Below are 13501 nucleotides of genomic sequence, written 5' to 3'. Positions count from 1 at the left end.
AGGTTATCGCCACGTTCATCACCGGCTTTATGCCCGGCAAAGACCAGCTCAATCCACAATATTAACCAGCGGTCAATGCGTAACTTCTAATGAAAAAGATATTCTTTATTCTGTTGATCCTACTCACCGCATCGTCACAAGCAGATGAGGTTTTTAAGTGCCAACTAAAATCCGGCAAAACAATCTATCAATCCAAGCCCTGCGACTCTGCTGAAAAACAGGAAACCATCGAAATTCAAAAAACAGATCCACGTAAAGTTGCCGAGGAAGAGGCCAAACTAAAGGCTTGGAAAGAAGATTTTGCCAAGCGAGAGGCTGAAAGAGCCAAGATCGAACAAGAACTTCAAGCCGAACGAGACAGAAAAGCCTCCCTTGAAGCATTGAGACAAAGTGCGGAATATCAACGTCAACAAGCCTATGAAGCAAAACGCCAAGCGGACGCAATGGAACAGCGCCCTCTCTACCTGCAACCCTATTATCCAAGTTATCAATCCATTCCGGCTTACCCTCTCTTTCAATCTTTCCCCGCCTATCCGCCAGGCAAGCCTTATCATCAACATGATTTCAATAAGAGAACTTTCCCGGATTCCCAACACGATCAAACTGAAACAAGGCCCGATAAAGATAGAGAGAGTGGCAGTAAGCAATATATTTTTAAAGTGAGATAGCTAACCCAAACATCATCCTGGAACCGAAAGCATAAAGAGCTAGATCGTAGATTATTCGGAATAAACTACAATAAGCACGACATAAACCACCCAACAGTCCCACATATATGGAAGCTAATAATAAAACAATAAAATCCTTGGCGGTAATGTGCAGCGGCGGCGATAGCCCCGGCATGAATTCGGCGGTTCGTTCGGTCGTAAGGACCGCTATCGGCCTCGGTATTGAGGTCTACGGCATTTACAAAGGCTATTCGGGCTTGCTGGAAGGCAACATACACAAGCTCAGCCTGTCGTCGGTCGGCAACATCATCCAGCGCGGCGGAACCATTCTCGACACCTCGCGCTGCCTTGAGTTTCATACTCCCCAAATCCGGCAGGAGGCCGCGCACATCTTAGCCAGAAAACATATCGAAGGCCTGGTCGTGATCGGCGGTAACGGCTCTTTCGCCGGCGCAATGACCTTGCACAAGGAACACGACATTCCGGTCATCGGCATCCCCGGCACTATTGACAACGACATTTCCGGCACGGAATACACGATCGGCTTCAATACCGCCGTTCAAACTGCCGTCAACGCGGTAGACAATATCAGGGATACCGCCTCGGCCCATGCACGGACCTTCCTGGTCGAAGTCATGGGGCGCAGGTCGTCTTTTATTGCACTGCAAGTCGGCATATGCACCGGCGCGGAGCATGTTGTGCTGTCGAACCAGACCGTGGACTACGAAAAAATCGTCGACGGCATTAATAAAGGCAATGAGCGCGGTAAAACCTCATCGATTATCATCGTAGCCGAAGGCGAAAAAGCCGGTTTATCTTATGAAATCAAGGACACGCTAATGAAGAAATATAATCTCAGCGTCCACGCCTGTATTTTGGGACATATCCAACGCGGCGGCAGCCCTACCGCAACGGATCGTTTTATTGCGTCCAAAATGGGCTATGCCGCCGTCCAAGCGTTACACCAAGGACTGCGGGCCCATGTGACCGCTTTTAATAAAGGCGAAATTGAAATGGTTCCTTTATCGGCCTGCCTGGAAGGGAAAAACGAATCTAACGATGCGCAGATCGAGTTAATTCGCGCTCTAGCGATCTAAACGCTCGCCGATGAAAGCCCGACTAGGCCAAAAAGCTCCGTTATTATCGGTTTCCGATTGGATTCAAGGAACTGAAATAAATTTTGACCGGCTATTAGGTCAAATCGTGCTGGTTGAAATATTCCAGGTTAATTGCCCGGGATGTTTTTTATACGCGCTGCCGCAAGCGGTAGATTTATATCGTAAATATTCAGAACGCGGCTTAGCGGTATTAGGCGTCGCTACCGCGTTTGAGGATTTCGATGAAAACACTCTTGAAAACCTGATCCGTCTGGCCGAACACGGCGAGGTAGTCGGTGAAACATTGCGAGTGCTAAGCGAACAAGGCCGGTTAAATGCAGCAGGCCGCCTGCCCTATCGCATCCCTTTCCCGTTGGCGATGGATAGCTTGGTCAGGCAGCGCGGCGACGTGAACGATAACGTTGTTGCAAACTTCATCCGGGAGCATATCCCTGAGTTCGAGCAACAAGCCCGAACACGCCAACAACAGATCAGGCTGCAAGTACGGAATTATTTGCAGTCGCTTGATTATCATGCGGAAACATTCGAACGTTTTGACTTACAAGGCACGCCATCCCATATTCTGGTGGACAAGCAAGGCGTTCTCAGGGATTGTGGATTTGGCCCCGCCTCCGACCTGGAAGCTCGAATATTGGAATTAATGCAGGAGTAATTTTGGCCACCTCAGTTACTGCGCTCGATAAAACCTAACAAGGAACATGAAATGCTTATTCACGTTAACATTCCCCAACTGTCCAGCCGCAAAACAAAAATCATTGCCACACTGGGACCTGCTTCGGATAACCCCGAGGTTATCTACAATCTTATTAAAGCCGGCGCGAATGTTTTCAGGCTGAACATGTCCCATGGCGAACACGAAAGCCACCGCAAGCTGTACCGGCTGATCAGGGAAGCGGCTGAAAAGCTGCATCAACACATTACCGTGTTTGCCGATCTTTGCGGCCCCAAGATCAGAACCGGCAGGTTCAAAAACGGCAGCATTATCCTTAATAAGGGCGATCAAGTCGTAGTAACGACACGCGACGTTGTTGGCGAGGACAATCTGATTCCCTGCCAGTACGCCGCCCTGGCTGACGATGTCGTAGTCGGAGACCGTATCTTATTGGACGACGGCAAATTCGAACTCAAGGTTCTTGAAAAAGACAAGCAGGACATTCGCTGCGAAGTCATTTACGGCGGCGAACTAAAGAACAACAAAGGCATCAACTTGCCCGGCGTTAATGTCTCCTGTCCGTCATTGACCGATAAAGACCGCGCCGATGCCTTGTTTGCGCTGGACTTGGGCGTCGACTACCTGGCGCTGTCATTCGTCAGAAAAGCCGAAGATATTAACGACCTGCGCCAGTTGATTGTCGCCGGCGGCTACGACACGCATATCATTGCCAAAATTGAAAAACCGGAAGCCTTGCTGAATGGCCAGGAAATTATTAAAGCCGCCGATGCGATCATGATCGCGCGAGGCGATCTGGGCGTGGAATTAAACCCGGAAGACGTACCGATTGCCCAGCACCAGCTGATCAAGACTGCCAGGGCATTCAACAAACCGGTCATCGTCGCCACCCAGATGCTCGAATCGATGATAGAAAACTCCAGGCCGACGCGCGCCGAAGTGACCGACGTTTCCAATGCGGTTTATTGTTCTACCGACGCGGTCATGTTGTCCGGCGAAACCGCATCGGGGCATTTTCCTGTCGAAGCGGTTGAAATAATGTCCCGGGTCATCAAACAAACCGAGGCATTCATGAAGGAACAGGATATTTTCGGCAAAATGGCCCACAGGGATAATGAAGTTAAACCGCTGCCGTTCGGCGACGCGGTTGCAGACGCGACCGCCCAGCTTTGCTTCGACCTGAATGCAAAAGCCATCGTCAGCATTACCAGCGGCGGAATGTCGGTAGTTACGCTGAGTTCTGCAAGACCTGCCGCACCGCTTATCGCGATTAGCGCGAACAAATGGGTTTGCCAACGGATGAATTTATATTGGGGCGTTATACCGATCCACGCGGAAGATGCCGGTCATGCCCATCCTAATAAGCTGGCTCGTCATCATGCCGTTGCAACAAGGTTGGCGAATGAAGGCGATAATGTGATTGTTGTCCGTGGCTTTCACCAGGACGACCAGTTGAGTTCGCCGACTATTACCATGCTGACGCTTTGATATTTTTTTTAGACGGTGGATTGCGTTGTTTGAACAACAACGCAAAATAACCGTAGCGCTACTGAGCTCTGCGTCATTTTATTGCAACAGGCTTGTATCCTTTCCAGCCGTAATAAGCGATATAGCAGTAACAAAGAGCCGGAATGAAAAACGCCAGTTGAATGCCGATCCGGTCGGCGAATAATCCTTGCACAACCGGCAGGATAGCCCCGCCGACGATGGCCGCGCACAATATTCCCGAACCCTGCCCCGTGTGCTTATCCAAGGCGCTGACTGCGAGCGAAAAAATAGTGGGAAACATGATCGAGTTAAATAAGCCAACCGCAAGAAGCGTCCACATCGCCAGATGACCGCTTCCAAGCATGGTTATTAAAACCAACAGCGCCGCCGTTACCGCGTTAAACGTAAGCACTTTGCCGGGCTGGACTTGCTGCATGACTGCCGCGCCGATGAATCGCCCGACCATGGCCCCGCCCCAGTAAAACGACACATACTTGCCGGCATCCTGTTCCGCCAACCCCGCGATAGAAGGCTCACCCAAAAAATTGATTAGGAAACTGCCTATCGACACTTCGCCGCCGACATAAACAAAAATGCCGATTGCACCTAAAACCAGATGCCTATAGCCCCAAGCGCTGGCATGAACATCATCCTCGACAGCTGAAACCTGCGGCTTGGCACTTTCAATTTTAGGCAGTTTGATCAATGTAAAAATAATCGCTACGGCAAACAAAACCGCAGCAAGCAATAAATAGGGATTTTGTACCGCAGCTGCTTGTGCGGCCTGATACGCCGATAATTCTTCACTGTCCAGCAGCTTAATTTCATCGGCCGTTTTAACGGCAGTAGCCAGAATAAACAGCGCGCCGAAATACGGAGCAATCGTTGTACCCAGCGAGTTAAACGCCTGAGTCGTCGTTAAGCGGCTGGAGGCTGTGTCCGGATTGCCCAGGATGGTGACATACGGATTTGCCGCGACCTGCAACAACGTAATGCCGGATGCCAGCACGAAAAATGCAGCCAGGAATAACGGATAAGAATGTAGGCTTGCGGCCGGATAAAACAGTAAACAACCGAGGCCGGCAACGGCTAAGCCGGCAATGATGCCGCCTTTGTAGTCGATTTTTTCGACCAGGTATCCGCTCGGAATGGATACGACGAAATAGGCGGTAAAAAAACAAAACTGGATCAGCATCGCTTCCGCATAATTCAGCGTGAACACCGCTTTCAGATGCGGAATCAGGATGTCGTTCAGACAAGTGATGAAACCCCAGATAAAAAACAGCGAAGTTAATACGCTTAGAGAACCGAGATAAGGATTTTTATCGGCGCTATGTGTAGAGTCAGTTGGAGTAATCATAATTTCGCTTAGATAAGTTGCATCATCTCAATGCGTCGATGGCCCGGCAAGTTCGCCATCGACAAGACAGGCTGGAGTGCAGGCTTCGCCTGCAAATTCTGCGCTCTGCCGCCTAGCAAAGCTTGCACTCCTGTTTTATTTCGTCACGGTAAAACCAACGGTTTCATTGCCGACCATGACCTTAAAATCGCCCGGTTCCACGACTCGTTTAAGATCGACGCCAATAAACGACAAATCCTGCGGCGTTAAAGTAAAGCTCAAGCTCTCGGTTTGGCCGGGATTCAGCTCAACCTTTTTAAATGCTTTAAGCTGTTTATTCGGGCGGGTTACCGAGGCAACGACATCATTGATGTAAAGCAATACGGACTCTTTGCCCTTCAATGCGCCGGTATTTTTAACGTTAACAGTGACACTGATATTCTCGCCCATTCTGACCTTGTCTTTCGCGACCTTTAAGCCGCTGGTTTCGAAAGAGGTATAGCTCAAGCCATGCCCAAACGGATAAAGCGGCGTGTAGAAGTTCACATCGAACGATTCAGTCGGCTTGTAATCATACGGCGTGATCGCGTTGGTATTGCGCGGATAGGAAATAGGCAGTTTACCGTCGGGGTTATAGTCGCCATATAAAATATCGGCAATCGCTTCGCCGCCTTCCATACCCGGCAAGAATGCCAAAATAACGCCGGAAGCGCGCATCGCAATCGATGTGATAATACGCGGCCGTCCGCCTAAAGTCAGCAACACGACCGGCTTACCGGTCGCAATCGCGGCATTGGCAAGATCGACTTGCGCCTGATCGATATTCAGCGACTCGATATTGCCTGGCGTTTCGGTATAAGTATTCTCGCCGAGGCTAAGCAGAATAACGTCATGGTTCTTGGCTTCATCGACAACCTTTTGAATATCGATAGGCGCATTAAAGGAATCGCCGCCAATATAAGTAACCTTGCCGGTGGATTTTCTCTGCAGAGCCTCCAATACTGTGAGCTTATCCTGGGGATATAAATTCTCGGCAGATCCTTGCCAAGTAATCGTCCAACCGCCATTCAGCACGCTTAGTAAGTTAGCGGTAGGGCCGGTTAGCAAAATCTTCGCGTCTTTTTTTAGCGGCAAAATATTACGATCGTTTTTCGCAAGAACAATAGATTCCCGCGCGGCCTGACGGCTGGTTTCTATCGCTTCCGGCGCGGCAAAATTGTCTTCCACCACCGGCAAAGGCTTAGGATCGAACAGCCCTGCCTGATATTTGACTTTTAATATCCTGGACACGGCTTCATTGATCCGCGATAGCGGCACTTCGCCCGATTTAGCAAGCTCGACCAATAAATCGTAAAAAGAAAAATCGAACGGCACCATACTCATATCGACGCCGGCCATCACCGCGATTTTTACCGCTTCTTTTGGCGACGCGGCCATTTTGTCGCGCGTATAAAGCCGCTTGATGTCCTCCCAATCCGACACGGTAAAGCCTTTAAAACCGAGTTCGCCGCGCAGAATCGTAGTCAGGTATTGATAGTTGGCGTGTCCCGGAATGCCGTCGACTTCAGCCGAGTTGATCATTACCGTAGGCGCCCCGGCTTTTACGCCGGCTGCGAATGTCGGTAGGAAATATTCGCGCAGCATTCTTTCGCCTATCCAGGCCGGTGTCCGGTCTTTGCCGTTAAGCGGATAGCTGTAACCCACATAATGCTTTAAACAGGTAGGCGCTTTATCGGCAGCCGAAAAATCGTTGCCCTGATGGCCTTTAATATAAGATTCTCCCATTGCCGTCGCCAAATGCACGTCTTCGCCGTAAGTTTCCCACAGTCTAGGCCATAACGGTTGGCGGCCGATATCCATTACCGGAGAAAAATTCCATTGCAAACCGGAAACGCGCACTTCCCTTGCGGTAATTTCGCCTTCTTTAAAAGACAGTTCCGGGTTAAACGTTGCCGCCATATTAATAGCTTGCGGAAACAGCACAGAATTCTCTGTATAAGTCGCGCCGTGAATCGCGTCAATACCGTAAATGACAGGGATTTTCAAGCGGGTTTTCGCCGTTGTATCTTGCAGCGTGCGCATGATTTTCCGCCAAGTATCGACAGGCTGCGCTTTGATATTCGGAATAGACGGCGCATTAAGGATAGAACCGACATGATGCTTTATTAACGCATCTTCCAACTTGGCCTGATCGATTGCACCGTCCGAGTATTCATCGCCGCTAACAGGAGCGCCAATGACGGAAAAATCGACTTGCGTCATCTGCCCTACTTTTTCTTCGAGCGTCATTTGCGACAGCAGATGTTTAACTTTACTTTCTATGGCTTTGTCGGTTTCTTGCGCACTTACAGAACGACCGGCTATCGCGGACAGGATTAAAATTAAAATAATAGGTAAGGTTTGCAATTTAATATCCTTCGCTTATTAATTATTGAATACATGGTTAAACATCCCGAACCGCGGACGAAGGATAACCATGAGCGGCAGTGTTCGTATTCTAAGCCGCGCCAGAGGTTTTCGACAAAAAACATTATTGCCCAGGTTTGCGCCGGCTTCCGACTCCCGGGTTTTAACCTTGGGAATATACCGGTGATAACAGCTTGCCTCAAGTTGAATTAGCTTTGCCCGCGGCAATTATTCATTTGACATGCGGAGTTTTGCGGCGTAGTTTTTTGGGTAGTAGAGTGAGAATAAAGCCGAGTTGGGCGGCTTGTCCGCTCAAACCCTACTTATGCCCTTGGGTATAAAGATTCTTTAAGTTATTACAAGACAAGATTATTGAGGAGGAACTGTGAACGTTACAAAATCAATGTTATTAGCCGTCATTTATAGCTTGGGCTTGGCGGTTCCGGCACTAGCGATTGCGGATAGCGATGACGCGGCGTTTCAGGCGGAAAAAGAACGTCAAATCGCAATCGTCTTGGAAAAAGTACAAATTGCCCAGAGAAACCTGAGCTGCGTGCAAAGCGCTCAAGATCATGCAGCTCTAAAAGCATGTGACGAAGCTTTTAAACAAAGCCATGACGATTCAGGAAACACGAATAAAAAAAACCAAAAAGATCCGAAAGAAAAGTAACCGCGCAATATCCTTTCGTTTCAATCACATAAAAACACCAGTCGTATAAAATAGCAACTGGTGTTTTTTAGTTTTATCGTTAATCAATGTACATTGGCTTGCCGTCGTTAAGCCGGGACCAACCTTTGACTATGCGGTAAATAATCCAGATGCCGTTAGCGGCAAGGATAAACCAGCCCACAATAAAAAACGCCGTGATTGCTCCCAACACCCCCCAAAGCACTCCGAACCAGAAAGTCCTGATCTGCCAAAGAAAATGACTCTCCAAAAATGTTCCGGCCACATCGTCTTGTTTGACATAGTTCATCACCATTGCAATTATTGCGGTAATAGCGACGAAAAAAGACGCTGCATAGAGTCCGTAGATAACATGGGTAAGAGTGATTGCCGATTTTTCGGCTTCTGCGGTGATTGGGTTAGTCATTGATGCTTGCTCTCTTTTATTATTCATGGAAGGCGAGGAGCGATATTACACTGGTTTTTGCTGGTTACCAATCTTCAGACAAGCAATAACATCTCTATAAGCGCACAAATTAGATTTGCCCAAAAGCCGATAAACCGGAGTTGTTATGGTTTTCCAAATTGGATATGTTATTTTGTCGCCATTCCCAGTCATTCAATCGATCAAACCCCATGAAAACCAAATACCGATATTCCGGTTTATTACTGTTACTACTGACTTTAATAGCCTGTAGCAAAACCATTACCTCGGCTCCGGACGTGACTTTCACGACCCTCACCGGACAAAAAATCGCGTTAAAAGACTTACGCGGCAAGCCGGTCATCGTTACGTTCTGGGCAACCGACTGTCCTGCTTGCATCGAAGAAATTCCGGATTTAATCGACCTGTATAACCAGTACCATGCATCCGGTCTTGAGATGGTTGCCGTTGCGATGCATTACGACCCGCCGAATCACGTCGTTGATATGACTAAAGCCAAGCAGTTGCCCTACAATGTGGCGCTGGATTTAAGCTCGGAACACGCCCAAGCTTTCGGCGGCATCATGTTTACGCCCAGCACGTTCTTAATTGCCCCGGACGGTGCCGTCGTTAAACAAGAAATCGGCCTTTTTAACATCGCAACGATGAAAACAACTATTGAATCACTACTAAAAGGATAGCCCATGCTCTGGCTAAAAGCGTTACACCTGATTTTTATGGTTACTTGGTTTGCCGGCCTGTTTTACCTGCCGCGCCTGTATGTTTATCATGCAATGAGCGATGACGAGATCAGCAACGAGCGTTTTAAGGTGATGGAGCGCAAACTATTCTTCGGCATTATGACGCCGGGCATGATAGCGACCTTCCTGTTCGGCATCTGGATGCTGGTCGCTTACGACTGGGATATTTATGCGCATGCCGGCTGGCTGCACGCGAAGCTGGCGCTGCTCGCGCTGGCGCTGGCTTATCACTATTATTGCTACTTGTGCCTGCTTGATTTTAAACACGACCGCAACCAACGTAGTCATGTTTATTATCGCTGGATGAATGAAGTGCCGGTTTTGTTCCTGGTCGGCATCATTATCCTGGCCGTGGTTAAGCCTTTTTGATTAGACAAATGCTTTAAACTATCGCAATCAAACGTTAAAGAATACACATGAATCTATCCGACTTTCTCCACAGCCCCTATTTTGCCGGCCTTATCGGCGGCTTATTAATCGGCCTAGCCGCTGCAATGTTTGTACTGCTAAACGGCCGGATTGCCGGCATCAGCGGCATCCTGTCCGGCCTGATTCAAGCCGACGGCGGCGATAAGCTCTGGCGAATATTGTTTGTTCTTGGCATGGCAGCCTCGCCATTCATTTATCAACTTGCATCCGACTTGCCTGCTGCGACTATCGATGCCGGCACCGTGCAATTGATCATTGCCGGATTAATGGTAGGCCTTGGAACCAGCTATGCGTCAGGCTGCACCAGCGGCCACGGCGTATGCGGCATTTCCAGGGGATCGGTACGATCCATTGCCGCCACGCTGAGCTTCATGCTGGCAGGTTTTATTACCGTTTATCTGACTCGCCATTTATTGGGACTCTAAAATTATGCTGAATGTTAATGCTTTTCTGGTTGGACTCATATTCGGCTTGGGCCTTATCGTTTCCGGCATGACCAATCCGGCCAAGGTTATCGGCTTTCTGGATTTAGCCGGCGATTGGGACCCGTCTCTCGCATTTGTAATGGGCGGAGCGATTTCGATTGGAGCCGGGGCTTTTACTATCGCTAAAAAACGCCAGCGCAGTTTGTTGGGGGAGCCAATGCGCTTATCCAACGTCACCGAAATCGATAAAAGTTTGCTGGCAGGCAGCTTGGTCTTTGGCATCGGCTGGGGACTTTCGGGATTTTGCCCCGGACCGGCTGTTGTAAGCGCTGCCGCCGGACAAACCAAAGCAATGATATTTGTTGTGTCAATGCTGGCCGGAATGGTTTTATATAAAGTCATTCAACAACAAAATAACAGATAGTTTACCGGCACTTACAAAAATCAGTTACCCAAACTTTCACAAATCGACATAGGAACCAACATGAGCTTCAAACAAACTTTCCTAAGCATCGTATTCATTTTTTTAAATGTTTTTAACGGTGCGGCACACGCCGAACTGTCTCCATTCGTCTTCGGAAGTTATCAGCAAATATTAGCCGCCAACGCTAACCGGCCATTCATGCTGGTGATCTGGTCCATCAACTGCCCTTCGTGCCTGCAAGACATGGAACTGTTGAGCAACATTCACAAAAGCAAACCGGAACTAAAAATAATCATGCTGGCAGCGGATGAGCCGTCCGCAAGCGAACAAGTCAGGCAAATCCTGAAAAAATACCAGTTATTCGATATTGAAAACTGGGCTTATGCCGATGAGAACACCCAGAAGCTGCAATTTGAAATCGATCCGAAATGGTATGGCGAATTGCCCAGAACCTATTTTTTCGATAAAGCGCATCAGCGCACCGGCGTTAGCGGCGTGCTGTCAAAAGAAGATTATCAGCAAATGTTCGCCAAGATTCTGAAGTAAATGCGCCCATTCCATGACTGACAAGTTACATTTTTAAACCTCGGATAAAAAGTTACGTTAAAATGGCCGCCCGTTTAAATAGCAACTAGAGGTCATTTTTATGCGCAAAAAAATATTTCCGGTTCTGGTTACCTGTTTATTAAGCGCCTGCATCACGAGCCCCACAGGCAGAAGCCAACTGGTCTTCATGCCCGAAGCACAAATCGACCAAATGGGCTTGCAAGCTTTCGATGACCTAAAAAAGCAAAAACCTATCAGTACTGACAGCAAATATAATCAAGTGACAAACTGCATTGCCGGGGCAATTACCCGAGAGATCGGCGGCAATTGGGAAGTTGTGGTCTTTAAAGACAACACGCCCAACGCGTTTGCATTGCCCGGCAATAAAATCGGCGTCCATACCGGCATGCTTCAATTAGTCTACAATCAGGATCAATTAGCAGCGGTCATCGGCCATGAAGTCGGCCACGTCCTTGCCAAACACAGCAATGAGCGGGCCTCGCAAGAAATGGCGGTTAATCAGGGCCTGAGCGTCATCCAGGCGGTCAGCCAGCCGCAAACCGCTTTAGGTCAAACAGCGCTGGGTATGTTAGGTGTCGGCGCGCAATACGGCATATTGATGCCTTACAGCCGCACGCATGAAAGCGAAGCCGACGTAATCGGTGTCGACTTAATGGCGAAAGCCGGCTTTGATCCGCAGCAAAGCATCGGCTTGTGGCAAAAAATGGAACGCGCCTCGCAAGGTCAACAGCCGCTAGAATTCATGTCGACCCATCCTTCTCACGCCACACGCATCCAGGATTTAGAAAAGCACATGCCGCAAGCCATGAGTTTATTCCAGCAAGCCCAGGCCGCGGGTAAACAACCGCACTGCAACTAATCAATGACACCTAATTTAAAATATTTACACCCCTACCCGTTTGAAAAACTGGCGCAACTTAAACAAGGCATCGTCCCCCCTAAAGACAAATCGCATATTGCCCTGTCGATGGGCGAACCGACTCATGCCACTCCGCACTTAATCCAGGAAGCGCTGTTAACCCATCTGCATGGTTTAGCTAATTATCCGACCACCAAAGGCATACCCGAACTCAGGCGAGCGATTGCCGGATGGATCAGCCGGCGTTTCCGGATTCCGGCCGACGCGGTTAATGCCGAAACCCAGGTTTTACCGGTTAACGGCACCCGCGAAGCGTTGTTTTCGTTTGCCCAATGCTTGATAGATACCAGCGCCGCACCTGCTCCCGGCAGGTTTGCGGCATACACACCATCCCTGGCGATAAAACCGGCACCGGTCGTAATCATGCCGAACCCGTTTTACCAGATCTATGAAGGCGCGGCCTTGCTGGCAGGCGCAGAACCATACTATCTAAATACGCTGGAAGACTCCGGCTATTTACCGGATTTTGATTCGGTGCCGGATGAGATATGGCAACGTTGCCAATTGATTTACATTTGCTCGCCCGGCAACCCGACCGGCTCGGTCATCGACCAAGCCAGCCACGAAAAGCTGCTGAAATTGGCTGAAAAACATGATTTCGTGATTGCTTCCGACGAGTGCTACACCGAAATTTACGACGACGAAAACAACCCGCCGCCGGGCTTGCTGCAAACCGCTTATAGCATGGGCAATACCGCGTTCAAACGCTGCGTGATTTTTCACAGCTTATCGAAACGCTCCAACGCGCCGGGTTTACGCTCGGGCTTTGTCGCGGGCGATGCGGACCTTTTGAAGCATTATTTCCAATACCGGACTTACCACGGCTGCGCGATGCCGTTACCAACCCAGCATGCCAGCATCCAGGCTTGGCAGGATGAGCAACATGTGATTGAAAACCGGCGCTTGTACCGGGAAAAATTCGCCGCGTTTATCGATATTGTCGGCGATGTCTGCACCGTCATTAAACCGCCGGCCAGCTTCTACGTCTGGTTGAAAACGCCGATTGCCGATACCGAATTCGCCAAGCAATTGTTTGCGCAGCAAAACATCACCGTGCTGCCCGGCAGTTATCTGTCCCGCGATTGCGACGGCATTGATCCCGGCCTTAACCATGTCAGGATCGCGCTGGTTGCGCCGTTGGACGAATGCATCGAGGCCGCGCAACGCATAAAAATTTTCCTTAACTCTTTATAAGA

The 13501-nt window shown here is 49.2% G+C and carries 15 protein-coding genes; 12 read left to right on the top strand and 3 right to left on the bottom strand.

The features are described 5' to 3' along the window. Positions 1-89 precede the first annotated feature (89 nt). The 4 genes from EKO24_RS16615 (at position 90) to pyk (ending at position 3944) form a co-directional block, all read left to right on the top strand. Complete coding sequence (locus EKO24_RS16615) at positions 90-668, top strand: DUF4124 domain-containing protein (RefSeq protein ID WP_127027804.1); 579 nt, start codon at positions 90-92, stop codon at positions 666-668. Between the two features lie 107 nt (positions 669-775). Next, positions 776-1765: a 6-phosphofructokinase gene (gene pfkA, locus EKO24_RS16610; RefSeq protein ID WP_127027805.1), complete on the top strand. Its 990-nt coding sequence runs from the start codon at positions 776-778 to the stop codon at positions 1763-1765. Positions 1766-1775: 10 nt separating this feature from the next. Then, positions 1776-2438, top strand: coding sequence for a TlpA family protein disulfide reductase (locus tag EKO24_RS16605; protein ID WP_127027806.1), 663 nt, complete (start codon positions 1776-1778; stop codon positions 2436-2438). 51 nt (positions 2439-2489) lie between these two features. Then, entirely contained in the window at positions 2490-3944 is a 1455-nt protein-coding gene (pyk, locus tag EKO24_RS16600) for a pyruvate kinase (protein ID WP_127027807.1), read from the top strand. Between the two features lie 73 nt (positions 3945-4017). On the opposite strand, the gene fucP is transcribed toward pyk, so the two are convergent. Next, a complete protein-coding gene (fucP, locus tag EKO24_RS16595) occupies positions 4018-5304 on the bottom strand; it encodes an L-fucose:H+ symporter permease (RefSeq protein WP_127027808.1) in 1287 nt (428 codons plus the stop codon). Between the two features lie 135 nt (positions 5305-5439). Continuing rightward, on the bottom strand, positions 5440-7689 hold the full coding sequence (locus EKO24_RS16590; protein ID WP_241674591.1) for a glycoside hydrolase family 3 N-terminal domain-containing protein: 2250 nt from the start codon (positions 7687-7689) through the stop codon (positions 5440-5442). Positions 7690-8074: 385 nt separating this feature from the next. On the opposite strand from EKO24_RS16590, the gene EKO24_RS16585 reads away from it, so the two are divergent. Further along, positions 8075-8359, top strand: coding sequence for a hypothetical protein (locus EKO24_RS16585; RefSeq protein ID WP_127027809.1), 285 nt, complete (start codon positions 8075-8077; stop codon positions 8357-8359). A 79-nt stretch (positions 8360-8438) separates the two neighbouring features. Here EKO24_RS16585 and EKO24_RS16580 read toward each other — a convergent pair whose 3' ends face one another. Next, positions 8439-8783: a DUF4870 family protein gene (locus tag EKO24_RS16580; RefSeq protein WP_127027810.1), complete on the bottom strand. Its 345-nt coding sequence runs from the start codon at positions 8781-8783 to the stop codon at positions 8439-8441. A gap of 209 nt (positions 8784-8992) precedes the next feature. On the opposite strand from EKO24_RS16580, the gene EKO24_RS16575 reads away from it, so the two are divergent. From EKO24_RS16575 to dapC, 7 genes are all read left to right on the top strand, one after another. Next, positions 8993-9481, top strand: coding sequence for a peroxiredoxin family protein (locus EKO24_RS16575; protein ID WP_127027811.1), 489 nt, complete (start codon positions 8993-8995; stop codon positions 9479-9481). Positions 9482-9484: 3 nt separating this feature from the next. Continuing rightward, the gene (gene hemJ / locus EKO24_RS16570; RefSeq protein WP_127027812.1) at positions 9485-9910 is read left to right on the top strand and encodes a protoporphyrinogen oxidase HemJ; all 426 of its coding nucleotides are present in this window, start codon (positions 9485-9487) and stop codon (positions 9908-9910) included. 47 nt (positions 9911-9957) lie between these two features. Next, positions 9958-10395, top strand: coding sequence for a YeeE/YedE family protein (locus EKO24_RS16565; protein WP_127027813.1), 438 nt, complete (start codon positions 9958-9960; stop codon positions 10393-10395). 4 nt (positions 10396-10399) lie between these two features. After that, positions 10400-10819 (top strand): YeeE/YedE family protein, encoded by a 420-nt coding sequence (locus EKO24_RS16560; protein WP_127027814.1) that lies wholly within the window; start codon positions 10400-10402, stop codon positions 10817-10819. A gap of 60 nt (positions 10820-10879) precedes the next feature. After that, positions 10880-11365 carry a TlpA family protein disulfide reductase gene (locus tag EKO24_RS16555; protein WP_127027815.1) on the top strand — a complete coding sequence of 162 codons (486 nt, stop codon included), beginning with the start codon at positions 10880-10882 and terminating at the stop codon, positions 11363-11365. Positions 11366-11465: 100 nt separating this feature from the next. Beyond that, a complete protein-coding gene (locus tag EKO24_RS16550; RefSeq protein WP_127027816.1) occupies positions 11466-12245 on the top strand; it encodes a M48 family metallopeptidase in 780 nt (259 codons plus the stop codon). 3 nt (positions 12246-12248) lie between these two features. Beyond that, positions 12249-13499 carry a succinyldiaminopimelate transaminase gene (gene dapC, locus EKO24_RS16545; RefSeq protein WP_127027817.1) on the top strand — a complete coding sequence of 417 codons (1251 nt, stop codon included), beginning with the start codon at positions 12249-12251 and terminating at the stop codon, positions 13497-13499. Positions 13500-13501 lie beyond the last annotated feature (2 nt).

The sequence above is a fragment of the Candidatus Methylobacter oryzae genome (genome assembly GCF_003994235.2).
Lineage (GTDB): Bacteria > Pseudomonadota > Gammaproteobacteria > Methylococcales > Methylomonadaceae > Methylobacter_A > Methylobacter_A oryzae.
Note: the sequence above shows the minus strand (reverse complement) of the source record. Positions and strands in the feature narration are given on the sequence as shown.